Origin of the sequence: Thermaerobacter composti (genome assembly GCF_033582035.1) — a bacterium.
Classification (GTDB): Bacteria; Bacillota; Sulfobacillia; order Thermaerobacterales; family Thermaerobacteraceae; genus Thermaerobacter; species Thermaerobacter composti.
This window is the reverse complement of the sequence record NZ_CP132508.1, coordinates 1,066,727-1,092,056: the sequence shown is the minus strand read 5'-3', so window position 1 is coordinate 1,092,056 and position 25,330 is coordinate 1,066,727. Positions and strand designations below refer to the sequence as shown.

Genomic DNA, 25,330 nt, shown 5'->3' with positions numbered 1-25,330 from the left:
TTTGACGGCAGACGAGCCAGAGCCCGCGGATCCCTTGGAACTTCAACGTACAGTTCCACGCCCCCACGGCGTTCCCTGCCCGTCCTGCGGCCATCCGCCGGTGCGGCCCGTCCGCACCCAAGGGCCGAACCCCCGAATCCGTGGGGCCGCCCCGGCGACAGGGCCACGCGCCGCGCCCCGTCGCGGCCGACGGCCTCGGAGCGGGCCGCCCGCCGGCGACGCCGGCTCCGCGGGCGCGGGTCGGCGGCGGGCGGGAGGGCGGACGGATGAGGATCAGCCCCCTCCGCCCTCCCGGGCCGGCGGCCCCAGGACCGGCCGGTCCGGGTCCGTCACGTCGATGTAGGCCGGCCGCGCCGCCGCGTCCCGGTCCACGGCGGCGAGCACGGCGGTCAGCGCCCGCACCTTGGCGGACGGCGCCACGTCCGAGCGACCCCAGTGGACGCGGATCCCGCTGACCAGCTGCACCTCCAGCAGGCCCCCCGGCCGGGCCACGAGGCGCACCACGGGCTCGGGCAACGGGGCGGCCTCCAGGGCGGCCGCCACCGCCGCCGCCTGGGCCAGGGGATCCGGGACGAACCGGCCCGGCTCCCAGGCGATCGGCGGCACGGCGCTCCGGGCGTCCCCCGCCGAGGGCGCGTCCCACACCAGCACCGGGACGGCGTCGGCGCCATCCCCGGCTCCGGCCCCGTCGCCGCCCTCGGTCGGCGGCGCGCCGGCCCGCCCGCCGCCCCCGGCCGCCGGCGCGGCCGGGCGCGGCGGCTCGCCCCGGCCCGACGCGAGGATGCGTCCCTGGGCATCCAACTCCGCCCACCGCGGGCCGTCCCGGTCGACCAGCACGGCCACCGTCGCCCGCTCCCGCAACTCGATCACGAGCCCGCGGGGCCACTCCCTCCGGACCACGGCGCCCGCCACGCGGGGATGGGCCTCCAGGCGTCGAGCCACGGCATTGGGGTCGACGCGCCAGATCAGCGTGCCGGGAGGGATGCCGGCGAGTTCCCGCACGGTGGCCGGATCCAGCCGTTGGTAGCCCCGGATGCGCAGGTGGTCCAGGACGAAGTAGGGTGAGCTCATGAACAGGTAGAGGCCGAGGAGCAGCGCCGCCACGCCCACCCCCGCGACCAGGCGCCGCGCCCGCAGCCGGCGCCGGCGCACCTCCAGGGCCCAACGGCTCGTCCCCTCGGGAACCACGCTCCTCCCTCCCACCCCGCGCCCCGGACGGCGGACGTCGACGCACCCGGACCGGAGGCGGCCCGCCGCGGCGCTTCGGAGCCAGCCGGGGTCACCGGCCCGCCCCCGGGGGCCGGCGCCCCCCATCCCGGGCCGGCCTCTCGCGATGGTCCGTTGCGGGGGCGAGCGCCGTGGCCCCTTGAGGCAACCCGCGCGGCGCGCCCGCAGGGCGACCGAGCGCCCCGCCGGATCAGGCCTGGTTCGGGTCGGACGAACCGGCCGGGGCCACCGGGTCCGGCGGCCAGCGCCGGGCGAGGGAGCCCAGCAGGCGGACCTCCGGCTCCAGGACCACCCCGAAGCGGTCGCGGACGCACCGCCAGGCGGTGGTCATCAGCGCCAGCACGTCCTCGGCGGTCGCCCCGCCCAGGTTGATGATGAAGTTCGCGTGCTGGTCGCTGATCTGCGCCCGTCCATGGCGCAGCCCCTTCAGCCCGCACGCCTCGATCAGCCGGCCCGAGGCGTCCCCGGGCGGGTTCTTGAACACGCTCCCGCAATTGGGGTAGCGCAGCGGCTGGGTGCGCTGGCGGTACGCCGTGTACCGGCGGATGGCCGCCGCGATGGCCTGCCGGTCGCCGGGTGCCAGCACGAGCCGGGCGGCGACCACGGGCACGCCCTCGACCTGCATCCGGCTCGAGCGATAGGTGAACCCGCACCGCTCCCGGGGCCAGACGGCCAGCCGCCCGCCGGGCTCCACCACCCGGACCCAGTCCACCACCTGACCGATGGTGCCGTCGCGGGTCCCGGCGTTCATCACCAGGGCGCCGCCCACCGTACCGGGAATCCCGGCGCACGGCTCCAGGCCCTGGTACCCGCGGCGGGCCGCCTCGTGGACCAGACGGGCCAGCACGGTCCCCGCCCCCACCACCACCCCGCAGCGTCCCTGCGGGTCGGGATCCTCCCAACGGATGCCGTCGAGCCCGACCCGGACCACCAGCCCCCGCAGGCCTTCGTCGGGGACGAGCACGTTGCTCCCGCCGCCCAGCAGGGTGACGGGCACGCCGTGGTCCCGGGCCCAGGCCAGGGCGCGGGCCAGGTCTTCCTCGTCGACCGGTTCCACCAGCACGTCGGCGGGCCCACCGATGCGGAAGGTGGTGTAGCGCGCCAGGGGCTCGCCGATCCGCACCGGTCCCTTGACCCGTGACTGCAGCTCGCGCGCCATGGTCTCCCGGTCCACCGCCATCGACTCCTGTGCAGGCCCTTCCCGTGCCGCCGCCCGACCCGGCCCGGCGGCCCGGCCCGCGGCCGCCTTCGCGGCCGCCTTGACCCCGGCGGCCCCTTGGGCCGAAGGGGCGGGCCCCGTTGGCTCGCAGACGGGCCGGACCCGGTGCCCTGTCCCGGCCGGCGGCTCGCCCGCCCCGGCCCCGGCCGCCCCTAGCCCCCCTGGACCGACACCGGCGCCCCGACGGCGTCCAGGATCCGGTCGACGATGGCGCCGGTGGCGTCGGGGCGCCCCAGCTGGCGGCTCGCCCGGGCCATGGCCGCAAGCCGCGCCGGATCCGCCAACAGCTCCCGCACCAGCGCCACCAGCCGGGCGCCGGTCAGCTCGCCGTCGGGGATCACCACCGCCGCGCCGGCCCGCGCCAGCACCCGGGCGTTCTCGTCCTGCTCGTGGTGGGCTACGTGGGGCGACGGGACCAGGATCGCCGGCAGCCCCCGGGCGGTGATCTCCGCCAGGGTGGTGGCCCCCGCGCGACCGACGTACAGGTCCGCCGCCGCGTAGGCGGTCGGCATGTCGTCGATGTAGGGGAACAGCCGCACCCGCCGCGCCGGCTGGCTGCCGGCGGCCGCCAGCCGGCGCTCCAGCCGCATCCGCAGCTCCCCGTGATAGCGCTCGCCGGAGGCCCAGAGCAACACGCCCTCGGGCCAGCCGGCCATGGCCACCGCCAGCTCCAGGGCCGCCCGGTTGATCCGCTCCGCCCCGCGGCTGCCCCCCGTCACCAACACCACCGGCTCCGTGGCGCCGATGCCCAGCCGCGCCCGGGCCTCGTCCCTGCGCACCGTCAGGATCTCGGGGCGCACGGGATTGCCCGTGACCACCACCGGCGTCCCCGGTGGGAAGAACCGGCCCGCCTCCGCGAAGGGCACGCAGACCGCCCGCGCCCAGCGCGCCAGCAGCCGGTTCGTCGCACCGGGGACGGCGTTCTGCTCCTGGATGACCAGGGGGATGCCGCGGCGCACCGCCGCCAGCGCCACCGGCGCGGCCACGTAGCCGCCGGTCCCCACCACCACGTGGGGCCGGAAGCGGGCCAGGATGCGATCCGCCTGCCACAGGCCGCGCATCAGGGCGACGAGGCCGGCCAGCACCTCCCGCGGCGCCTTGCGCATCAGCCCCCGGGCGCTGACGGTGGCGAAGGACAGCCCGGCCCGCGGCACGATGCGGCTCTCCAGGCCCTCCCGGGTCCCCACGTAGAGCAGTTCGCACCCCGGCACCCGACGTCTGAGCTCGGCGGCGATGGCCAGGGCCGGGTAGATGTGACCGCCGGTTCCTCCCCCGGTCAAGAGGACGCGCACGCCTGCCTCCCCCCGTCGCCGACCGCCCCGGCCCCGGTTGCCTACTGGGGGCAGTGCCGGGACACGTTGATCAGGATCCCGATGGCCGCCAGCGTCACCACCAGCGACGAGCCGCCGTAGCTCAAGAGGGGCAGGGTGATGCCGGTGATGGGCAGCGTCGCCGTCACCACCCCGATGTTGACCACCACCTGGATGGCGATGATCGACGTGATCCCCGCCGCCAGCAACGCCCCGAAGGTGTCCGGGGCCGTGGCCGCCGTGCGGAAGCCGCGCCAGATCAGCACCGCGTAGAGCGCCAGGACGGTCAGCGTCCCCAGCAGGCCGAGTTCCTCCCCCAGCACGGCCAAGATGAAGTCCGTGTGCTGCTCCGGCAGGTACCAGATCTTCTGGCGGCTGAGGCCGAAGCCCAGGCCGAACCATCCGCCCGAGCCCAGGGCCAGCAGCCCCTGGATCAGGTGGTACCCCGTGCCCTGGGGGTCGGCCCACGGGTCGAGGAAGGCGGTGATGCGCCTCCAGCGGTACTCGGACTGGGTGATGGCGACGATCAGCGCCGGCACCGCCAGGGCCCCCAGGGCCAGGAGGTGCTGGATGCGCGCCCCGGCCAGGAAGGCCATCAGCACCGCCATGCCGCCGATGGCCACCGTGGTGCCCAGGTCGGGCTGGAGCATGATCAGGCCGGAGACCGTGGCCACCACTAGCAGCCACGGTCCCAGGCCGCGGCGGAAGTCCCGCACCTGGGGCCCGACGCGGGTGAAGTGATCGGCGAAGAAGATGCACAGCGCGAACTTGGCCCACTCCGACGGCTGGAAGCTGAAGAAGCCGAAGTCGATCCAGCGCTCGGCGCCCCCCCGCGCGGCGCCGATCAGCAGCACCGCCACCAGCAGCACCAGCGTGGAGTAGAGCGCCGGTCGCGCCATCTGGCGCCAATGGCGGTACTCGATGTGGGAGAAGAGCCACATCACCGGCACGCCCACCAGGGCCCAGAGCAGCTGCCGCTTCAGGAAGTAGAAGGGATCGCCGGCGTCGTCCATCGCCTTGGCGAAGCTGGCGCTGAAGACCATGGCGATCCCCAACGCCAGCAGGATCACGGTCACGGCGAAGATCGTGCGATCCATCTCCCGGGACCGGCCGAAGGGGCGCGGCGCGCCCGGCGCCGCGGCGCCCGCCCCGTGCGGGGGCGCGGGCCGCCACGGGCCCCGCCGGCGATGGGGTCCCGGCACGCCGGCCGCGGTCATCCCGGAAACCCTCCCAGGGCCAGCAAACCTGCCAGGGCGAAACCCAGGCCGGCCGCCCAGAACCGGTAGACCACCTGGGCCTCGCTCCAGCCGCCCAGCTCGAAGTGATGGTGGAGCGGGCTCATGCGCAACACCCGCCGCCCGGTCAGCCGGAAGCTCAACACCTGGACGATCACCGACAGCGTCTCCAGCACGAACAGCATCCCCGCCACCGGCAGGACCAGCTCGGTCCCGGTCAGGACGGCCAGGCCGCCCAGGGCGGCGCCCAGGGCCAGGGACCCGGTATCGCCCATGAACACCCGCGCCGGGTGCAGGTTGAACCAGAGGAACCCGGCCAGGGCCGCGCCCAAGGATACGATGAAGATCGCCAGGTCATACCGGCCGGAGCGGGCGGCCGCGTAGAAGAATACGGAGAGGGCGATCAAGGTGGAACCCGCCGCCAGGCCGTCGAGGCCGTCGGTCATGTTGACGGCGTTGGCGCTGGCCACCACCGCCAGCACCGCCAGGGGGTAGTACCACACCCCCAGGTCCCACCACCCGCCCCCGAAGGGCATCCAGACGGCGGTGCCCCGGCCCAGCCACGCTTGGGCCAGGTACACCAGCAGGGCGGCCGCCAGGGTCTGCCAGGCCAGCTTGGCCCGCGCCCGCAAGCCCAGGGAGCGACGCAGGGCGACCTTGAGGTAGTCGTCCACCCCGCCGACGACGCCGAAGGCGACGGTCACGCCCAGCACCAGCGCCGTCGCCGGCGTCGGCGGAGCCAGCCAGGCGGTCACCAACAGGGTCGGAAGCAGGAAGATCACCCCGCCCATGGTCGGGGTGCCCTGCTTGACCCGGTGCCGGGCTGGGCCCTGCTCGCGCACGGTCTGGCCGAACCGCAGTCGGCTGAGCCAGGGGATGATCACGGGCCCCAGGACCAGGCTGAGTCCCGCCGCCAGCACCGCCGCCAGTCCCAGGCGGGCCAGCGCCGGGACGGGCCAGAGGTCGATGGTCATGCAGCGCCCGTTCCTTTCCGCGCCAAGCTTTCCCGTTCACCCTTCTCGTCGGGACGCCGCCCGGGACCGTCCATCCCCCACGACCGCACCGCGGCGGCCCCCGACCCCCGGGGCCGGCCGCCCCGGCGGGGTTCGGCACGGGCCGTCCGCGCCCCGGTCCCGCGCACCGTTGGGGGGCCGTTCACCGTTCGGCCGGGGACGAACCGGCCGCGGCCGCCCGCGCCAGCAGGGCCTCGACGACCTGTTCCATCGCCATGCCCCGCGAGCCCTTGATCAGGATGGCATCGCCGGGTCGCAGCCAGCCCTCCAGGGCGGCCACCAGGGCGGCCTTGTCGGCGTACGCCGCCACCGCGCCGCGGTCCCCCCCGGCCCGCCGCCATCCCTCCACCAGCTGGGGCGCCCACCGTCCCACCGCCAGGAGCACGTCGACGGTGCGCGCCGCCACCGCGCCCGTCTGCCGGTGGCCCTCTTCGGCCCACTCCCCCAGCTCGTACATGTCCCCCAGGATCGCCACGGCCCGGCGCTGGCCCGCGATCTGCCGCAACGCCTCGAGCGCCGCCCGGGTCGAGGTGGGTGACGCATTGTAGCAATCGATGAAGAGGGTCCACGACCCGACCTGGCGGATCTCGTTGCGCATCGCCGCGGGTCGTGCCTGGGCGAGGCCCGCGGCGATGGTGGCCGCATCGAGCCCCAGGGCGACGCCGACGGCCGCCGCGGCGAGGGCGCAGGTGACGCCGGCCGGGCCCGGCACCGCCAGCTCCACCGTCGCCCCGTCGCCGCCGCGGATCGCCAGGCGGAAGCGACTCCCCGCCGCTCCCCGATGCTCGACGGCGACGGCGCGGACGTCGGCATCGCCCTGGCCGAAGGTGAGCACCCGGGCGCGGGTGCGGGACGCCATGGCCCGCACCCGGGGATCGTCGGCATTGAGCACCGCGACGCCATGGGCGGGCAGGGCCTCCACCAGCTCGCCCTTGGCCTGGGCGATCCGTTCCAGGCTGCCGAGGAGCTCAAGGTGCGACTCCCCCACCACCGTCACCACGCCCACCTCGGGTGCGGCGATGGCCGCCAGGCGGGCGATCTCGCCGAGCCCACGCATGGCCATCTCCAGCACGGCCACCTGGTGGTGGTCCTCCAGATCGAGCAGGGTGAGGGGCAGGCCGATGTCGGTGTTGTAGTTGCCGGCCGTCTTGAGCACCTGGAAGCGCTGGCCCAGGACCGCCGCGGCCATCTCCTTGGTGGTGGTCTTGCCCACGCTGCCCGTGATCCCCACCACCCGCAGGTCCGGACGCCGCCGCCGAACCCAGCGGGCCAGGTCCGCCAGGGCCTGGCGGGTATCCGCGACCTCCACCACGGCGGCCCCCGCCGGCACCCCCCCGGGCAGGACCTGGCCCAGGGGGCGGGCGATCACGGCGCCGCGCGCCCCGGCCGCCAGGGCCTGCCCGACGAACCGGTGGCCGTCCACCCGCTGGCCGGGCAAGGCGAAGAACAGGTCGCCGGGCCGCACCCGGCGGCTGTCCACGGTGCCGCCGGTCACCGCCACGGAGGGGTCGCCCGCCACCAGGCGCCCGCCCGTGGCGGCCGCCACCTCCGCCATGCTCAGGCGCACGCCCTCACCCCCCTGCCGTCACCGGAGACCGCCCCCGGCTGAGCCGCCGGTCGGCGTCCCCCCGCCGTCGCCGCCGGGGGTACCGGACCCGCGGGCCGCCCCGGCGGACCGGTCACCGCCCCCGCGATAGCCCATGGCCTCCAGGGCCGCCGCCGCCACCTGCCGGTCATCGAAGGGGATGGTCCGGTCCGCGAAGATCTGGTAGTCCTCGTGGCCCTTGCCGGCGATGACCACCACGTCGCCCGGCCGGGCCAGCTCCAGGGCGCGCCGGATGGCGGCGGCCCGCTCCGTCACGCGCTCGTAGGCGGCGCCCGCCACCTGACGGACACCCGCCTCGATGTCGTCGAGGATCGCCTCCGGGTCCTCGCTGCGCGGGTTGTCCGAGGTCAGGACGGTGTAGTCCGCCAGGCGGGCGGCGATGGCCCCCATCTGGGGGCGCTTGCCCCTGTCCCGGTCGCCGCCGCAGCCGAAGACGCAGATCACCCGGCCCCGCCCCGCCAGCTCGCGGACGGTGGTGAGCACGTTCTCCAGCCCATCGGGGGTGTGGGCGTAGTCCACCAGGACCGCGAAGGGCTGGCCGCGGTCGATGCGCTCCAGCCGCCCCGGCACCGCGGGCAGGCTCTCGAGGCCCCGCGCGATGGTGGCGGGGTCGATGCCCAGGGCCAGGCCCGCGCCGGCCGCCGCCAGGGCGTTGTAGACGTTGAACCGGCCCGTCAACCGCAGCCGGACCGGCACCTCCCCCGCCCGGGTGACCAGGACGAAGCGGACACCGCCCGGCTCCACCTGGACGTCGCGGGCGGAGAGGTCCGCCGGCTGGCGGATGCCGTAGGTGATCACCGGCGCGCTGCTGCGGGCCGCCATGAAGGGCCCCCACGGATCGTCGGCGTTGATCACCGCCGCCTTGGGTCCGAGCTTGTCGGTGCCCGGGATCTCGTTGCGCCCCAGCCGCGCGAAGAGCCGCGCCTTGGCGGCGGCGTAGTCCTCCATCGAGGCGTGGAAGTCCAGGTGGTCCTGGGTCAGGTTGGTGAAGACGCCCACGTCGAAGGCGCACCCGGCGACGCGGTGCAGCGCCAGGGCGTGGGACGAGACCTCCATCACCACGTGGGTCAGGCCGGCGTCCCGCATCTGGGCCAGCAGCCGCTGCAGGTCGGCGGCCTCCGGCGTGGTGCGCTCCACCGGGAGGGAGCGCCCGCCGATGATGTTGTGGACGGTGCCGATGAGGCCGGTGGGATGGCCGGCGGCCTCCAGCACCCAGCGCACCAGGTGCGTGGTGGTGGTCTTGCCGTTGGTACCCGTCACCCCGACCAGCACCAGCCGCGCGCTGGGATGGCCGTAGAAGGCCGCCGCCAGCAACCCCAGGGCCAGCCGGCTGGAGGGCACCTGCACGTAGGGGACCCCGTGCTCCGCCGGCGCCCGCTCCCCCACCACCGCCGCCGCCCCGCGGGCCACCGCCTCGGGGATGAAGGAGTGGCCGTCGTAACGGAGGCCGCGGATGGCCACGAAGAGGAACCCCGGTTCCACCCGGCGCGAATCGTAGGCGATGCCGCGGATGGGTCGGTCCGTGGGGCCCGTGACGGTCTTCTCGGGGAGGACGGCGACGAGATCCTTGAGATTCACCATCGGCCTAGCTCCTTGCCATCCAGGGTCCGGGCGCCGGCGGTCCCCCGACGGACGAACCGGCCCGCCGCCGGCGCCGCATCGAAGTATAGCAACTGACTTGGCCCGTGACACCCCTTGCGGCGGCCCCGGGACACCCCTTGCCGCGGCGCGGCCGCGGCGTAACACCCCGCCGCGGCCGGGCGGGAGGCCCGGATGCCGGACCGCATCGGCTGCCGGACGCCGGCCTGGGGCGCAGGACGGGGTCTCTCACCGGCGCGCCGGCTCCTGCAGGGTCACGGTCACCGTGGAGCCGATGGGCACCCGCCGTCCGGCAGGCGGGTCCTGGCGGGCGACCACACCGGCCCGATCCCCGCGCACCTGCATCTGCAGCCCGGCCGCGGCCAGCCGCTGGGCGGCCTGCTCGTAGGTGAGCCCCCGCAGGTCGGGGACGGTGACCCGTCCCTCGTCGTCCTGGCGCGCCGCCGTCTCGGTGTAGAGGATGATCGTGCTCCCCTCCTCCAGCTGCGCGCCGGCAGCGGGGAACTGCCCCACCACCCGGGGGCCGCCGCCCTCGAAGGCCACCTGGAACCCGGCCGCCTGGGCCCGGTCCCGCGCCTCGTCCCGCGTCAGGTTCATCAGGTTGGGCACCGTCCGCAGGCGCCGGGATTCGGCCCGCTCCTCCCGGGTCGGCGGGACCCCCAGGTACCGCAGCGCGTCGCGGGCCACCGCCTGGAAGACGGGGGCCGCCACGTAGCCGCCGTAGTAGATCCCCGCGGGTTCGTCGATGGACACCACGATGACCAGCCGCGGATCGTCCACCGGCACCAGGCCGGCGAAGGAGCCGATGTACTTCTGGACGACCCGGCCGCCCTCCACCTTGTTGGCCGTCCCCGTCTTGCCGCCCACCTCGTAGCCCGGGACCTGGGCCCGCCGGCCCGTTCCCTGCTCGACCACGCCCCGCATCAGCTCGCGGATGATCCGCGCGGTCTCCGGCTTGATCACCTGTCGGCGCTCGGCGGGCTGGACCTCCTCCACCACGTGGCCCTCGGCGTCCAGCCACGCCTGGGCCAGGTGCGGCGTCTGCCAGACGCCATCGTTGGCCACCGCCGCCACCGCCGCCGCCATCTGGATCGGCGTGGCGGTCAGCGTCTGCCCGAAGCCCATGATCGCCAGGTCTAGGGGGGAGGCTTCGTCCATCGCCGGCACGATGCCGGGGGTCTCGCCCGGCAGGTCGATGCCCGTCAGTCGCCCGATGTGGAACCGCTCGAGGTACCGGTAGAAGAGCGGCTTGCCCAGGGCCAGGGCCATCTTGCCGAACACCACGTTGGACGAGTGGGCGAAGCCCTCGCGGAAGGGCACCGACCCGAGCCCCGCCTGGTTCCAGTTGGTGATCGTCTGGCCCCCCACCGACAGGAAGCCGGGGTCGTCCACGATGGTGTCGGGTGTCACCTTGCCCGCGTCCACCGCGGCCGCCCCGGTGATGACCTTGAAGATCGACCCCGGCGGGAAGGCGTCGGCCACCGGCTTGATGCGCCAGTTCCGTCGGGGGAAGTCGGCGAAGCGATTGGGGTCGTAGGTGGGCCGCGAGGCCAGGGCCAGGATCCCGCCGGTGCGCGGATCCATCACCACGATGACGCCGCCCTTGGCGCCGTGCTGGGTGACCGCCCGCTCCAGCTCCCGCTCGGCGATGTACTGGATGGTCTCGTCGATGGTCAGGCGCAGGGTCAGCCCGGGCACGGGCCGCTCGTAGTGCGCCTGCACCGTCGGCAGCCGGATCGGCCGGCCCAGGGCGTCGTACTCGGTGGCGATGTAGCCGTCCTTGCCGGCCAGCTTCGCATCGTAGTAGGCCTCGATGCCCTCCAGGCCCTGGTTGTCCACCCCGGCGAATCCCAGCACGTGGGCGGCCAGCTCGCCCTTCGGGTAGAAGCGGCGCGCCTCCTGGGTGATGTGGACGCCCGGGATGTCCAGCTGGCGCACCGCCCGGGACTCGGCGTCCGTCACCCGCCGCTTGACGTACCAGAAGGCGTGGGGCACCGTCAGCCGCTGGTAGACGTCCTCGGGGTCCATGTCGAGGACCCGGGCCAGCTGGCGGGCCGCCTCCTCGATGTCCACCAGCCCCTTGCGGGCGGCCGCCTGCAGCTCCGCCGGGGCGACGTAGACGGTGTCCACGTCGGTGCTGGTGGCCAGGACCCGCCCGTTCCGATCGACGATGTCGCCCCGCCGGGCCTGGACGGGCACCTGCCAGAGGCGCATGTCCAGCGCCTTCTGGCGGAGCGCCTCGCCGCGCACCACCTGGATGGTGACGAGCCGGCCTGCCAGCACCGCCAGCGCCAGGGAGAAGGCGAGGAACACCACGAGGATCCGCCGTCGCAGCCCGATCCCGGGCATACGAACGGCCGGACCGCCTGGCGCCGTCCGGCCCATCCGTCACCGCCTCCCGTGCCCGCCCGCGGGTCGATCCCCGCCCGCATGCGCCGCCCTTTGGCGTGGCCCTTTGGCGTGCCCGTCCCCGCCCCTCTGGCGCGCCCGTCCCCGCGCCTTTGGCGCGCCCGTCCCCGCCCCTCTGGCGCGCCCCTCCCCGCGCCGCCCGTCAGCCGCCGAAGACCCGCTGCCAGATGCGGCCCAGCCAGACCAGGGGACCGCCCGCCGTTCCGCCCGACCCCACGGCCGGCTCCCCCGGCTCGCCCTCGGCGCCCGCGGGAGCCAGCGCCACCACCGCCTCCCGCACCGCACCCGCCTGGCCGTCCCCGGCGGCGGTGCCGCCGCCGGGCGCCTGCCCGCCGCTGGCGGTCCCACGCCCGCGGGTTGCCTCCGGGACGCGCACCGTGCGCAACGCGTCCGGCGCCTCGTAGCCGCGGGCCCGGGCAGCGGCCTCGAGGCGCGCCAGGGAGTCGCGCTGGGCCACCTCCAGGGCCAGGTGCTGGTTGGCCCGCTCCAGGCGCGCCACCTCCTGCTGGCGCTGGAGGATGGCCCGGTTCATCCCGTAGAGGGCCGCCCAGCGGGCGATCACCAGTACCGCCAGGGCGAAGAGCACAGCCACCGTCGCCACCAGGCGCGCCTCCGGGCGCAGCCTCAGGCGGCGGCGGATGCGCTGGCGACGGACGACCCCCGGGCGGCGTCGCGGATCGGGATGGCCCGCCGCCCCCGGCCCCGCAGGGGCCGCGGTGGGTCGCCACCGCGGCGCGACGGCGGCACCTCCGGCTCGTACCATAGTCCTATTCGCCCCCGTTTCCCGCTATGTCGTGGCCCTGGCGCCGGGCGACCGCGCCCGCGCGGTTGACGCCGGCCGCCGGGTGCGTGCCCGCCGGCGGTGACCTGGATCGGCGGACCCGGGCGACTCCTAGCCCTCTCCGATGGCGGCCGGGTCCAGACGCCGGGCGCCCGCCGACGGCGACGGCGCCCCGGGACGGCACCCCCGCCCGGTTCGCAGGCGCTCCCACCGGCGGCGGACCCCGGGCGTCACCGGGTGGCGTCGCAGGGCGACGCCCTCGCCCCGGCGCCGGTGCGGGGCTCTCCGCCCGCGGGCGCCGGACCCGCCGCCAGGCGCTGGAGGGCGCGCAGCTTGGCGCTGCGTGACCGGGGATTGCGGCGGACCTCCTCCTCCCCGGGCGTCACCGGCTTGCGGGTGAGGAGGCGGAAGCCCTCCCCGGCGGCCAGGTCGCGAAAGGCCCGCTTCACCGCCCGGTCCTCCAGGGAGTGGAAGGCGATGACCACCAGCCGCCCCCCCGGCCGGAGCCGCTGGGCCGCCGCGCGCAGGAATCCCTCCAGCCCCCGCAGCTCGTCGTTGACGGCGATCCGCAGCGCCTGGAAGGTCCGGCGCGCGGGATGGCCGCCCCGCCGCCGGGCGCGGGCCGGGATGGCCGCCTTGACGATCTCCACCAGCTCGGTGGTGGTGGTGATGGGCCGCCGCCGGCGCGCCTCCACGATGAAGTCCGCGATGCGGCCGGCCCAGCGCTCCTCGCCGTACTCGGCCAACCAGCGGGCCAGCTGGTCGCGGCTGGCGGTGTTGACCAGGTCCGCCGCCGTCAGCGGCTGGCCCGGATCCATGCGCATGTCCAGCGGCCCCTCCTCCTGGTAGCTGAAGCCGCGGGAGGGATCGTCCAGCTGCATCGACGAGACGCCCAGGTCCAGCAGGATGCCGTCCACGCGGTCCCAGCCCAGGGACGCCAGGTGCCGCTCGAGGTCGCGAAAGTCGCCGTGAACCAGGTGCACCCGGTCGCCGAAGGGCGCCAGGCGCCGCCGTGCCACGGCCAGGGCCTGGGGATCGCGGTCGATGGCCAGCAGCTGGGCGTCGCCGCCCACCGCCGCGAGCAGGGCGGCCGCGTGGCCGCCGCCTCCCACCGTCCCGTCGACGTAGCGGCCGCCGCGGCGCGGCGCCAGGAAGGCCAGCGCCGCCTCCAGGAGCACCGGCTGGTGGGGCGCCAGCCCCTGCGCAGCCCCGTCCTGCCCCCAACCGCCACCCGCCTCGTGCCCCTGCGCGGCACCGGCCTGCTGGGCACCGCCACCCGCTGCGTCGCCGGCAGGGGGACGGCCGGCAGAGGGTCGGCGGACCGGCGCCGCGCCTCCCCCTCCAGCGGCCGCGTCCGTCCCGCCCCCGCTGCGGGGGGCCCGGCCGGGCGCGCCCCCATCGCTACCCGCTCCGCCCCCTCCGTCGTCCTGGTGGGGCGCCGTGGGTTCGGCTGCGGCCGACCGGATTCGTCCGCCCATGGCCTCGCCCCTCGGTCCGTGCTGATGGCTGGCTCCGCCCTTACGCGCGGCGAATCGGGCTGCGTCCGCCCAGGGCCTCGCCCCTTGGTCCGCGGCCGGGCGAACGCCGGCGTCAGATGCCCAGGTCGACGATCTGCTCGGCGATCCGGGAGTAGGCCTCGGAGGCCTCCTCCACGTAGCGTGTCCACCGCTCCACCGCCCAGATCTCCACCCGGTTGCCGACGCCGATCCACACCGCCTCGCGGTCGATCCCCGCGTACGCCCGCAGCGCCGGCGGCACCAGGATCCGCCCCTGCTTGTCCGGCACGCACTCGCTGGCCCCCGACAGCAGCAGCCGCACGAAGGCGCGGGCGCTGGACTGGGCCAGCGGCAGGGCGCGCAGCTTCGCCTCGAGCCGCTGCCACTCCGCCGGCGGGAAGACGAAGAGGCACTGGTCGAGGCCGCGGGTGACGACCAGGGGCTCGCCCAGCGCGTCGCGCAGCTTGGCCGGGACGAACAGGCGCCCCTTGTCGTCCAGCGCGTGCCGGTACTCGCCGATCAGCATGCCCGCCCCTCGCTTCCCCGCCCCGCCCTTGCCGCCCGGCAGGCCACTGCTCCCGTGGCGGCGTCCGCGACGACACCCGCCGCCCGCCCGACCGCGATGGGTGCCCCACTCTTCCCCACGTTACCCCACTTCGAACCACTGGCACCGGTTATTCGGGGCGGCCGGGTCAACTCCTGCCCCCGCGGGTCCCAAACTTCTGACGCGTGCCGACGCACCGGCGCTGACGGGTGGGCCAGCCGGCAGCCGCCGCGGCGACCGCCGCGCTTCCGCAGGACGTGCGCGAGCCGAGGGCGCGCGAAGGGGGACAGGCGCTGGAGCCATCGGCCGGCGCCGACGGCCCGCGGCCTTGGGGTCACCACGAGGCCTCGCCAAGGATGGGGGTGAGGATGTTTCGCGGGGCGGCGTGGCGTGCGAAGCGGAGGATCCCGGGCGCCGTCGCGGGACGACGGTCGGGGGGATGGGTCGCGAGGACCCCGGCGGGATGGGTCGCGACGATCCCCAGGAGCGGCCGGGTCGCGGGACGCCGACCCCGGGGACCGGGTCCTACGACGCCGAACGCGCCGCCGGAACCGGCGGCGCGTTCGGCTGACGAGCGGGCGGTGGAGCGGATGGGACTCGAACCCACGACCTCTGCGATGCGAACGCAGCGCTCTCCCAACTGAGCTACCGCCCCGTCGACAACCTCGATTCTAGCGGCCGGCGCCGGCGCCGTCAACCGACTCGCCTGCGGGTCCTGGACGCGCCCGCGGGTCGTGGTCCGGCGCCGCCCGCAGCGGCCTCGACACCGCGCCCGTGCCCGGCCGCTCCCGGGCCTGCGGAGGCCCGCCGCGGAGGCCGGCCGCTGCGCGGCGCGCACGCCACCCGGCGACGCGTCAGCGGATGCCCCACCACGGTCCGTGGACCCCGTCCTCGGTCACGATCAGATCCATGCGCCGGTCGTGGGGATCCCGGGGCAGGCGGTCCACCACCATCCGGGCCGGGGCCACGGCCACGCGCCACGCCGCCGGGCATCGCGCCAGGAAGCGGTCGTAGTAGCCGCCACCCCGCCCGAGGCGCCATCCCTGGCGGTCGAAGGCCAGCCCGGGCACCACCACCACCGTGTCCGGCCCGGGGACCCAGCGCGGGGCATCGTCCGAGGGCTGTCGGAGGCGCCAGGGCCCCATCCGCCCGGGGGCGGGGACCAGCTCGTCCCAGGAGCCCACGCGCCGGGCCTCCATGCGGCCGCCCGCCGGCTCGATCCAGGGAAGGAGGACGGCGATGCCCCGCCGGCGTGCCCACTCCAGCAGGGGCGAGACGTCGACCTCCGTCGGCATGGGGGCATAGAGCATCAGGCCGCGGACCTCCCTCGGCAGGCCGCCGAGGTCGCCCCATGGGGGCCCACCGGCCCCCGCACGCGCCGTCGCCCCCTGGGCCGCCTGCTCCAGCAGCGTCCGGAGGCGCCGGCAGATGGCGGCAGAGATCGCCCCCAGCGCGGCGGGCGAGAGCTCCCGCCACGCGGCGCGCATGCGTCGGCGCCAGCGCGCCTTCTCCGCCACGGCGGGCGGGGTCCGGCGGGACGGGTCGTCATCCGCCGGCGGGGCTTCCCGCCGGGGCGCTGCACCCCATCGCCGCGCCGTGTCCTCGACCTCCTGCGCCATGGCCTCGCCCCCCTGCGCCACGGATCGGCGCCCGCCCCGCACCCGTCGGCGGCGGGGATCGCCACCCCCTCAGCAGCTCCATCACCGCCACCGCCGCGCCGATCGACGCCGCCCGGCCCATCGCCGTCCCAGCGCCCCCAGCGGCTCCACCGCCGCTGCCAAGTGTCGGCCGGCACCCGGCTGAAGCCCGCACCAACGCCCCCTCGGCAGCCCCGCCGCCACGGCCCCGGTCGGCCCCCGCCTGGGCCCCGGCCACGGGTTCCTCGGTGGTCCCGCTCCTCCGCTTCGGCCCTGCGCCGCCTCCCCACGGGCCCGGAACACCGCCCCGTCGGCGGCCGGGACACCCCGGGTCCAGGGCGCCGCGGGACGTCCTCAGCCTTCCGGCTCGATCCAGGCCACCACGTCGCCCTGGTCGAGGGTCTGCCCCTTCGTCCGGGGAACGGCGGCCACGCACCCCGCGCAGGGGGCCGTCAGCTCGTTCTCCATCTTCATCGCCTCGAGGATGGCCACCACCTGCCCCGCCTCGACCCGGTCGCCCGGCCGGACCCGCACCTCCAGCAGGACCCCCGGCAGGGGCGCCGCCACCGCCACGCCCTGGCCCTCCCCCGCCGCCTCGGTCGCGCGGGTCGCGCCGGCTGCGGCGAGACCGCCTTCCGCGGCCCGCCGCGCCCCTTCCTCCACCGACCCGTCCACGGCGGGCCCCGACGGCGTCGACGGCGCGCCGCCTGCCGGGCGCCCCGGCGCGGGCGCGGCACCGGCCGGTGCCGCGCCCGCGCCGACGGCGGCCTCCGCGTCCGTGCCCGCGGCGCCGTCGGGCCCGGCTTGGGACGCCGCAGCCGGGCTGGCGCCGGGGCCGGGGCCGGCGGCCCCGCCGGCCCCGGCCCCGGCGACGGGCGCAGCCGCACCCCCGGCCGCCTCCCCGGCGCCCGGCGCCCACCCCGGGCCGGGCACCCATCCGGTGCCCGGCCCGGGGTGGGCCGCCACCGGCGGCCCCGGCCACGACCAGGGGATGGCGGGCCACGGCCACGGGCCGGATGCCCCCGCCCCCGAGGCCGGCGCCGGGTACGACGGCGGCGCCGCCGGCACCGCGCCCGGTCCGCCCCCCGCGGTGCCCGCGGGCGCCGCCATCCCGCCGCCAGGGACCCCGGCTCCGCCCGCCGGCACCGCGCCGGCCGCGTTCAGCCCCGGCGCCGCCGGGTCCACCGGTTCGACCCACACGTCGAAGACCCAGCCGTTGACCGTCACCCGATACCGCTTCATCCCCTGGTCCTCCCGTCTTCATCCCCTGGTCCGCCCGTCGTCGACGTCGAATCCTCCGCCGCGGGCCCGGAGCCGACCCGCGGCGGCCCATGGGCGCGCTCCCATCGCGGCCCGCGCCGCCAGCAGCTCCTGCCGACCCGCCAGCACCCACGGCGACGGGTGGCGCCCGGCGGGGGGCACCGCGGCACCCGCCCTCGCCGCGCGCAGACCGGCGGAGGCTGCGCCGCCGGCGAGGTTCACCGGGCCGGTCGGCCCCCCCACCGGCAGGGATGCCCCGCCGTCCGCCCCAGGCCCCACCGGCTGGATCCAGCGCACCCGGACCGGCTCCCCGGTCGCCGCCTCGATGGCAGCGGCGACGGCCGCCACCACGGTCCATGGCACCATGACCGCGCCCGCCTCCCTCGACGAACCGCCATCCCCCACGGCGCCCCTGGGGCCCTCCCGCTCGGCCCCCGGGGCCGGCCACCCGCGCCGCCCCAGACGGCGCCCGTCCCGCCGCGGCCCGCACCCCGCGCCCTGCAGGCGGATGGGGCCGCCGGCGCGCCGCCGGGGTACGGACCAGCCGGCTCCGGCGCGCACCCCCCGAACGCCCGGGCCTGCAAGGGGGCCTACAAGGGGATGTTGCCGTGCTTCTTCGCCGGCCGCTGCTCCCGCTTGCCGACCAGGCTGGCCAGCGCCGCCGCGACCCGCAGCCGCGTGGTCGCGGGCTCGATCACGTCGTCCACGTAGCCGCGGGCCGCCGCCACGTAGGGGCTCGCGAACACCTCGCGGTACTCGCGGACCTTGGCGGCGCGCACGGCGGCCGGGTTGTCCGCCTCCGCGATCTCCCGCCGGAAGACGATGTTGCACGCCCCCTCCGGTCCCATTACCGCGATCTCCGCGGTCGGCCAGGCGAAGGCATAGTCCGCGCCCAAGCCGCGGCAGCACATGGCGATGTAGGCGCCGCCGTACGCCTTGCGCAGCACGACGGAGATCTTCGGCACCGTCGCCTCGGCATAGGCGTAGAGCACCTTGGCGCCGTGACGGATGATGCCGCCGTGCTCCTGGGCGCGCCCCGGGAGGTAGCCCGGCGTGTCGACGAAGGTCAGCAGCGGGATGTTGAAGGCGTCGCAAAACCGCACGAAGCGGGCGATCTTGTCCGACGAGTCGATGTCGAGACACCCGGCCAGCACCCGCGGCTGGTTGGCCACCACCCCCACCACCTGCCCCGCCAGGCGGGCGAAGCCGACCACCGCGCTCTGCGCGAAGCGCTGGTGGACCTCCAGGAAGCTGCCGCGGTCCACCACCGCCTCGATCACCCGGCGCACGTCGTAGGGCTTGTTGGGGTCGGTGGGAACCGCCCGTTCCAGCTCGGGAGCGAGCCGGTCCGGGGGGTCGCCGGTGTCCTCCAGCGGCGGGTCCTCCAGGTTGTTGGAGGGCAGGTAGCCGAGGAGCCGACGGATCAGGCCGAGGCACTCCCGCTCGTCCCGGGCGTAGAAGTGCGCCACGCCGCTGCGGGCGGTGTGGGTCGCGGCGCCGCCCAGCTCCTCGAAGCTGATGGTCTCGCCGGTCACCGCCTTGATCACGTCGGGACCGGTGATGAACATCTGGCTCGTGCCCTCGACCATGAAGACGAAGTCGGTGATGGCCGGCGAGTACACGGCGCCGCCGGCGCACGGCCCCATGATCACCGAGATCTGGGGGATCACGCCCGAGGCCCAGGTGTTCCGGGCGAAGATCTTGGCGAACCCGTCCAGGGAGGCCACGCCCTCCTGGATCCGGGCGCCGCCGGAGTCGTTGATGCCGATCAGGGGGGAGCCGGTCTCGAGGGCCAGGTCCATCACCTTGCAGATCTTGGCGGCGTGCATCTCGCCCAGGGTCCCGCCGATCACGGTGAAGTCCTGGGCGAAGACGTACACCAGCCGGCCGTCGATCCGGCCGAAGCCGGTGATCACGCCATCGCCCGGCGCCTCCTTGCCCTCCATGCCGAACTCCCGCGCCCGGTGCTGGACGAACAGGCCGATCTCCTGGAAGCTGCCGGGGTCGAGCAGGAGCGCCAGGCGTTCGCGGGCGGTGAGCTTGCCCTTCGCCCGCTGCTGGGCGATGCGCTCGGGGCCGCCGCCGAGCTCCAGGCGCTGGCGGCGCGACCGCAGCTCCGCCACCTTGGCGGCCATGGGGGCGGCCGCTGGCGGCGTCCCGCCCCGCTCGCCGGGTCCCGGGCTCGGGGCGCCGGCCCCACCCGGCCCGCCGGCCGGGGGCCGGTCGCCGGCCGCGGCGGTCGGCCCCCGGCCCCCGGCCGCGGCGTCCGGCGGCAGGCCACCGGCCTGCGACGCGCCGGCTCCGGCGCTCGCCGCCCCCTGCGGCGACGGGGGCGGGTCGCCCGCCGGCCGTCCCGTCCCACCCCGCCAGCGACAGCCCCCGCCCTCGCCCCCACCGGGTCCACCGGTGGCGGACGCGCCGGCCGCAGCGCCCGCCTCCGGGCGCGCCGCATCCCCTTCGTCCCGGACGGCACGGCGCCGGCCTTCGCGGCCGGCGGCCCGCTCCGCCCGTCGATCCCGGGTTCCCTCACCCGTTCCCTCGCCGAAGCCGATCATGTCCTGGTTCCTCCGGTCCCTTCCCGTCCCGCCGGACGCCGCGCGGGGCCGCGAGCGCGCCGGGAGCTCCGCCCCGCCCCGGCATCTCCGCCCGCGGCGTCCCGGCGCGGGGCTGCGCGGCCCGGCCCCGAGGCGGTCCCGCCCCGCGCGGCCTTCGCCGCGCAGCCGGCCGGGCACGCCCCCGGACCGCTACGAGCGGAAGCTGCTGTCGGTGCGGTGGATCCAGCCGCGCACCTGCATGGCCTCCGTCACCCGCGCCACCGCCACGGTGTAGGCCGCCAGGCGCAGATCCCGGGTGCGGAGCCGCTGAGCCGCCTCCCACACGCGGCGGAAGGCGCGGACCATGCGCTCCTCCAAGCGCCGGTTGACCTCCTCCTCCGACCAGGTCCAGTGGCACTGGTTCTGGACCCACTCGAAGTAGCTGACGGTCACGCCCCCGGCGTTGGTCAGGATGTCGGGCAGCACCACCACACCGCGTTCCACCAGGGTCTGGTGCGCGTCGGGCGTGGTGGGCCCGTTGGCGATCTCGCCCACCAGGCGCGCCTGGATGCGGTGGGCGTTGGCGGCGGTGATCTGGTTCTCCAGCGCGGCCGGCAACAGGATATCACAAGGCAGCGTGAGCAACTCCGCGTTGTCGATGCCGCGGGCCCCGGGGAAGCCGGCGACGCTGCCGGTGGTCTCCTTGTGCGCCGCCACGGCCGCCGGGTCCAGGCCGCGTTCGTCCAGGATGCCGCCCCGGGAATCGCTGACGGCGATCACCCGCACGCCCAGCTGGTGCAGCAGCCGGTGCGCCACGCTGCCCGCGTTGCCGTAGCCCTGGATGGCCGCGGTGGCGCGGCGCAGGTCGAGCCCGAGGGCGGCTGCCGCCTCCCGCACCACCGTCACCGCCCCCCGCGCCGTCGCCTCCCGGCGACCCAACGAGCCCCCGATGACCAGGGGTTTGCCGGTGACGACGGCGAAGGCGTTCTGCTGGCGGATCTGGCTGAACTCGTCGGCGATCCACGCCATGACCTGGGCCGTGGTGTAGACGTCGGGGGCGGGGATGTCCTTCTCCTCGCCCATGACCTGGGCCATGGCCTGGATGTAGCCGCGGCTGAGCCCCTCCAGTTCCCGCGCGGACATGCGCTTGGGGTCGCACACCACCCCGCCCTTGCCCCCGCCGAAGGGGACCTGCAGCAGGGCGCACTTGAGCGTCATCCACATGGAGAGGGCCTTGACCTCGTCGGGGGTGACCTGGGGATGGAAGCGGATCCCGCCCTTGGTGGGACCCAGGGCGTCGTTGTGCTGGGACCGGTACCCGACGAAGACCTCCGTGCGGCCGTCGTCCATGCGGACGGGGATGGCCACCTCGACGAAGCGGAGCGGCCGGGCCAGGATGCGGTACACCGCCGGGTCGAGCCCCAGGGCCTCACAGGCCCGGGCGAGCTCCCGCTTGGCCACCTCGTAGGGGTTCGGCAGGTCGGCCGCCGCCTCCCCCGTCGCCCCGGGGTCGCCTTGCGAGCCCCGCCGCGCCACCCGTTCCCGCTCCCCCTCGGTCGGCTCCGTCGCCGACGCGTCCTCCGCTGCGGCCGGGGGCTCGGGCTCCCGCGGCGGGGCCGGCCGGGCCGGCCCCGCCGGCGGGCTCGGCACCGTCGTCACCGTGGGGGTCAGCGGCGCCCCCGCCTCCAGGGAGGCGGCTCCCGGGGCCGGCTGCGGCACGCCGTCCCGGCCGCCGTCCGGTCGGGACGGCGGCCGGGACGCGGGCGGGATCGCCGGCGGCTGTCCCGCTGGGGCGTCGGGCCGCCCCGTCGCACCCCGAAGCCGCCCCGCCACGTCGGGCGGCCGCTCCACCGCATCCGGGGGCCGCCCCCCCACGGCGGGCGGCCGCCCCGCCGCATCCGGGGACGGCTCCGCCGTAGCCGGCAGCCGCCCCGCCGCAGCCGGGGACCGCTCCGCCGCAGCCGGCGGACGCACCGTCGCTGCCCGAAGCCGCCCCGCCGCAGCGGGCGAGCCTCCCGTTGCGGCCTGGGCCGGCCCCGCCGGCCCAGGCCGCCCGGCCGGTCGGGACCGGCCCTCCCGCCCATGGCCCTCGCCGCCCCGCCCGTTCCCGTCGCCTTGGCTCTGCCCGCGATGCACGGTCACCGTGAGGCCCCCTTCCGCTGCGTTGCGGCTGCGGCAGGCCCCCACGGCCCCTCCCCGTCTCCCCCTCCCGGCCGCCGGCCCGGCCCTGGGGTGCGTGCGCAGGCTCCCGCCGGTCCGAGCCCGCGGCCCGCCCCCGGGCCGCGGGCTCGGACCGGGCGCAGGACGGCTAGTCGTCCTGCCCCAGGACCCGGGCCACCGCGTCGCGACTGAGGCGGATCTCCACCTTGTCGGCGATGCGCAGGCGCACCGTGTCTTCGTCCACCCGCGTCAGGGTGCCGAAGATGCCGCCGATGGTGACCACCTTGTCGCCCACCTTGAGGCGCGCCAGCATCTCCCGTCTGCGCCGCTGCTGCTGTTGCTGCGGCCGGATCAGCATGAACCACATCAGGCCGAAGAACAGCGCGAAGATCAGCAGGTTGACCAGCAGGGCGTTCTCCTGTTCCGGCACGGCGCCACCTCGCCTCCCCGCAAAGTGTACCCTACACCGGTTCGCGGGCCGCCGGCGGCCTCCTCCCGGCTCGTCGCGCCCCGTCGGCCGAGGCGGTCCCCCGCGCTCCCGGCGCCCGAGCCGCCGCGGCGCGGGCCCCTGGCCGGGCCGGGTTCGTCCGGACGAACCGGCCGCCTCCGCCGGGGGTCGCCGCCTACGCCCCCGGCAGCGTCGCCGGCTCCGGCGGGCGGAAGCCCAGGGCTGCCCCCTCCCCTGCGTAGAAGGCGGCGCGGAACTCCGGCAGCCGGTCCGCGCGCACCGCCTGACGCAATCGCTCCATGAAGCGGTGGAGGTAGCGCAGGTTGTGGATCGTCGTCAGGCGCATGCCCAGGGTCTCGTTGACCTTGAGCAGGTGGCGGATGTAGGCGCGGGTGAAGTGACGGCAGGCGTAGCAGTCGCACGCCGGGTCCAGCGGGCGGAAGTCGCGGGCGAAAGCGGCGTTGCGCACGGTCAGCCTGCCCTCCGAGGTGAAGACGGTGCCGTGCCGGGCCATGCGGGTCGGCAGCACGCAGTCCATCATGTCGATGCCCCGCCACACCGCCTCCAGGATCAGATCGGGCGTGCCCACGCCCATCAGGTACCGCGGCCGGTCCGCCGGCAACAGCGGGACCACGGCCTCGAGCACGGCCACCGTCAGGCCCGCCGGCTCCCCGACGCTCAGCCCGCCCACGGCGTAACCCGGCAGGTCCAGTTCCACCAGCGCCTCCGCCGACCGGCGCCGCAGGTCGGCGTAGACGCCGCCCTGGACGATGCCGAACAGCGCCTGCCGGTCGGGCCGGCCCTCCTCCCGCCAGGCGCGGTGGCAGCGCCGAGCCCAGCGGGTGGTGCGCTCGACGCTGGCCGCCACGGCGTCGTACGGGGCCGGGAAGGCCAGGCACTCGTCGAAGCACATGATGATGTCCGCCCCCAGGTCCCGCTGCACCGCCATGGACAGCTCCGGCGTAAAGAGGTGCTCCGACCCGTCCAGGTGGGAGCGGAAGCGCACGCCGTCGGCCGTGACCTCCCGCAGGGAGGCCAGGCTGAACACCTGGAAGCCGCCGCTGTCGGTCAGGATCGGCCCCTCCCAGGCCATGAAGCGGTGCAGGCCCCCGGCGGCCGCCACGACCGCGGAGCCCGGCCGCAGATAGAGGTGGTAGGTGTTGCTCAGGATGATCTGCGCCCCCACCGCCCGCAGCTCGTGGGGGCTCAAGGTCTTCACCGCGGCCTGGGTGCCGACGGGCATGAACACCGGCGTCTCCACCGTGCCGTGGGGGGTCGCGAGCCGGCCGGTGCGGGCCTGGCTGTGGGCCTCCCGGTGCTCGATGGTGAACCACCCGTGCCAACCGCTCAAGGACCGTCCGCCTCCCTGCCGACGCCAGGTTCTCCCGCCGCAGCCTGCCGCCCGTTCCCACCCCGGGGGATCGGCGCGGGCCCGGCCGGCGCCGGGAAAGCCCTCCACGCGCCTCGGTGCCCCGAGGGGCGCCGGATCGCCCCGTTGCCCGGAAGGGGGTCTGGACCGGTGCCGCCGGCGCCGGCTGCCCCTCCCCCGAGGGGCGTCGGATCGTCCCGTCGCCCCGAGCGGGCGCCCGGGCGGCGGCCCCGGCCGCCGGGGCCGCCGCCACCGGGCCCGGCGGCTACGCGGGCTCCCCGGCGTGCGGGGCCACGCCCGGCAGGATCAGCATCGCGTCGCCGAAGCTGAAGAACCGGTACCGCCGGGCCACCGCCTCCCGGTACGCGGCCAGGGTCCGCTCCTTGCCCAGCAGCGCGGCCACCAGCATGATCAGGGTCGACCGCGGCAGGTGGAAGTTGGTGATCAGGCCGTCGATGGCCTTGAACCGGTACCCGGGGTAGATGAACAGGTCGGTCCACCCGCTGCCCGGCCGGACGGTGCCGTCGTCGGCGGCCACGGTCTCCAGGGTGCGGGTGACGGTGGTGCCCACCGCCACCACCCGGCCGCCCTGGGCGCGGGTGGCGTTGATCGCCGCGGCGGTCGCCGGTTCGACCCGGTAGAACTCGGCGTGCATCCGGTGTTCCTCCACGCGGTCCACTGTCACCGGGCGGAAGGTGCCCACGCCCACGTGGAGGGTCAGGTAGGCGATCCGGACGCCCTGGGCCTCGAGCCGGGCCAGGAGCTCGGGGGTGAAGTGCAGCCCCGCGGTGGGCGCGGCGACCGAACCCTCCTCCCGGGCATAGACCGTCTGGTAGCGCTCCGGGTCGTCCAGCTCCTTGCGGATGTAGGGCGGGAGGGGGACGCGGCCCAGCCGCTGCAGGGTCTCGTCCACCGTCTCCCCGGACGGCGGCTCGAGGCGGATCACCCGCTCGCCGCCGTCCCGCACCTCCTCCACGTGGACCCGGAGGGGGCGGTCGTCGCCGCAGATCGCCACCGTCCCCGCCCGCAACCGGCGCCCCGGCCGGCCCAGGGCCAGCCACCGGCCGTCGCCCAGGGGGTCGAGGAGCAGGAACTCCACCTGCCCGCCCGTGGCGCGGCGGCCGAAGAGGCGCGCCGGCCGCACCCGGGTGTCGTTGAGGACCAGGCAATCGCCCGGCCGCAAGAAGCGGGGCAGGTCGCGGAAACGGGCGTGGATCCATCGCCCACTGTCGCGGTCGACCACCATCAGGCGCGAGGCGTCCCGCTCGGGCAGCGGCTCCTGGGCGATGAGCTCGGGCGGCAGGTCGTAGTCGAACTCGTCGACCCGCATCGCGCCTGCAGCGCCTCCCTCGCACGCCGCCACGGGGATCACGAAGGCCATTATGGCACAACGGACGCAACGAGGCCCCGGGGCTTCGCCCTGGGGCCGTGGCGTCGGGGAGGCGTCGGGCCGGCCGTCCGGGAGGGGGAGGCGTCGGGCCGG

The 25,330-nt window shown here is 76.4% G+C and carries 19 protein-coding genes and 1 tRNA gene; all 20 read right to left on the bottom strand.

Annotation, left to right across the window (positions count from 1 at the left end; translation table 11 throughout):
- Positions 1–273: 273 nt before the first annotated feature.
- The 20 genes from Q5761_RS04275 to queA all read right to left on the bottom strand — a co-directional run bounded on the left by Q5761_RS04275 (position 274) and on the right by queA (position 25,177).
- Positions 274–1,188, bottom strand: a complete 915-nt coding sequence (locus Q5761_RS04275) for a cell division protein FtsQ/DivIB (RefSeq protein ID WP_318751325.1) — start codon at positions 1,186–1,188, stop codon at positions 274–276.
- Between the two features lie 229 nt (positions 1,189–1,417).
- Complete coding sequence (murB, locus tag Q5761_RS04270; RefSeq protein ID WP_318751324.1) at positions 1,418–2,407, bottom strand: UDP-N-acetylmuramate dehydrogenase; 990 nt, start codon at positions 2,405–2,407, stop codon at positions 1,418–1,420.
- A gap of 191 nt (positions 2,408–2,598) precedes the next feature.
- On the bottom strand, positions 2,599–3,738 hold the full coding sequence (gene murG / locus Q5761_RS04265; protein WP_318751323.1) for an undecaprenyldiphospho-muramoylpentapeptide beta-N-acetylglucosaminyltransferase: 1,140 nt from the start codon (positions 3,736–3,738) through the stop codon (positions 2,599–2,601).
- A gap of 41 nt (positions 3,739–3,779) precedes the next feature.
- Complete coding sequence (ftsW, locus tag Q5761_RS04260; protein WP_413084565.1) at positions 3,780–4,973, bottom strand: putative lipid II flippase FtsW; 1,194 nt, start codon at positions 4,971–4,973, stop codon at positions 3,780–3,782.
- Positions 4,970–5,965 carry a phospho-N-acetylmuramoyl-pentapeptide-transferase gene (gene mraY, locus Q5761_RS04255; RefSeq protein WP_318751322.1) on the bottom strand — a complete coding sequence of 332 codons (996 nt, stop codon included), beginning with the start codon at positions 5,963–5,965 and terminating at the stop codon, positions 4,970–4,972. Before mraY ends, ftsW begins: the two co-directional genes overlap by 4 nt.
- Before the next feature lie 181 nt (positions 5,966–6,146).
- Positions 6,147–7,571, bottom strand: coding sequence for a UDP-N-acetylmuramoyl-tripeptide--D-alanyl-D-alanine ligase (locus tag Q5761_RS04250; RefSeq protein ID WP_318751321.1), 1,425 nt, complete (start codon positions 7,569–7,571; stop codon positions 6,147–6,149).
- Between the two features lie 18 nt (positions 7,572–7,589).
- Positions 7,590–9,191: a UDP-N-acetylmuramoyl-L-alanyl-D-glutamate--2,6-diaminopimelate ligase gene (locus tag Q5761_RS04245; protein ID WP_318751320.1), complete on the bottom strand. Its 1,602-nt coding sequence runs from the start codon at positions 9,189–9,191 to the stop codon at positions 7,590–7,592.
- Between the two features lie 246 nt (positions 9,192–9,437).
- Positions 9,438–11,558 (bottom strand): penicillin-binding transpeptidase domain-containing protein, encoded by a 2,121-nt coding sequence (locus Q5761_RS04240; RefSeq protein ID WP_318751319.1) that lies wholly within the window; start codon positions 11,556–11,558, stop codon positions 9,438–9,440.
- Positions 11,559–11,760: 202 nt separating this feature from the next.
- Positions 11,761–12,219 (bottom strand): hypothetical protein, encoded by a 459-nt coding sequence (locus tag Q5761_RS04235; protein WP_135225225.1) that lies wholly within the window; start codon positions 12,217–12,219, stop codon positions 11,761–11,763.
- A gap of 410 nt (positions 12,220–12,629) precedes the next feature.
- Positions 12,630–13,877, bottom strand: a complete 1,248-nt coding sequence (gene rsmH / locus Q5761_RS04230; protein WP_318751318.1) for a 16S rRNA (cytosine(1402)-N(4))-methyltransferase RsmH — start codon at positions 13,875–13,877, stop codon at positions 12,630–12,632.
- A 112-nt stretch (positions 13,878–13,989) separates the two neighbouring features.
- A complete protein-coding gene (gene mraZ / locus Q5761_RS04225) occupies positions 13,990–14,421 on the bottom strand; it encodes a division/cell wall cluster transcriptional repressor MraZ (RefSeq protein ID WP_135225224.1) in 432 nt (143 codons plus the stop codon).
- Positions 14,422–15,021: 600 nt separating this feature from the next.
- A tRNA-Ala gene (locus Q5761_RS04220) sits at positions 15,022–15,094 on the bottom strand.
- A gap of 199 nt (positions 15,095–15,293) precedes the next feature.
- Positions 15,294–16,058, bottom strand: coding sequence for a 5-formyltetrahydrofolate cyclo-ligase (locus tag Q5761_RS04215; protein WP_318751317.1), 765 nt, complete (start codon positions 16,056–16,058; stop codon positions 15,294–15,296).
- Positions 16,059–16,430: 372 nt separating this feature from the next.
- Entirely contained in the window at positions 16,431–17,318 is an 888-nt protein-coding gene (locus Q5761_RS04210; RefSeq protein WP_318751316.1) for an acetyl-CoA carboxylase biotin carboxyl carrier protein subunit, read from the bottom strand.
- Between the two features lie 18 nt (positions 17,319–17,336).
- Positions 17,337–17,702, bottom strand: a complete 366-nt coding sequence (locus tag Q5761_RS04205; RefSeq protein WP_318751315.1) for a hypothetical protein — start codon at positions 17,700–17,702, stop codon at positions 17,337–17,339.
- Between the two features lie 224 nt (positions 17,703–17,926).
- Positions 17,927–19,471, bottom strand: coding sequence for an acyl-CoA carboxylase subunit beta (locus tag Q5761_RS04200; protein WP_318751606.1), 1,545 nt, complete (start codon positions 19,469–19,471; stop codon positions 17,927–17,929).
- A 609-nt stretch (positions 19,472–20,080) separates the two neighbouring features.
- Complete coding sequence (locus Q5761_RS04195) at positions 20,081–21,745, bottom strand: Glu/Leu/Phe/Val family dehydrogenase (RefSeq protein WP_413084564.1); 1,665 nt, start codon at positions 21,743–21,745, stop codon at positions 20,081–20,083.
- Between the two features lie 433 nt (positions 21,746–22,178).
- Positions 22,179–22,460: a preprotein translocase subunit YajC gene (yajC, locus tag Q5761_RS04190; protein ID WP_135225220.1), complete on the bottom strand. Its 282-nt coding sequence runs from the start codon at positions 22,458–22,460 to the stop codon at positions 22,179–22,181.
- A gap of 193 nt (positions 22,461–22,653) precedes the next feature.
- Complete coding sequence (gene tgt, locus Q5761_RS04185; protein WP_318751314.1) at positions 22,654–23,829, bottom strand: tRNA guanosine(34) transglycosylase Tgt; 1,176 nt, start codon at positions 23,827–23,829, stop codon at positions 22,654–22,656.
- A gap of 283 nt (positions 23,830–24,112) precedes the next feature.
- Positions 24,113–25,177 (bottom strand): tRNA preQ1(34) S-adenosylmethionine ribosyltransferase-isomerase QueA, encoded by a 1,065-nt coding sequence (gene queA, locus Q5761_RS04180; RefSeq protein ID WP_135225218.1) that lies wholly within the window; start codon positions 25,175–25,177, stop codon positions 24,113–24,115.
- Between the last annotated feature and the right edge of the window lie 153 nt (positions 25,178–25,330).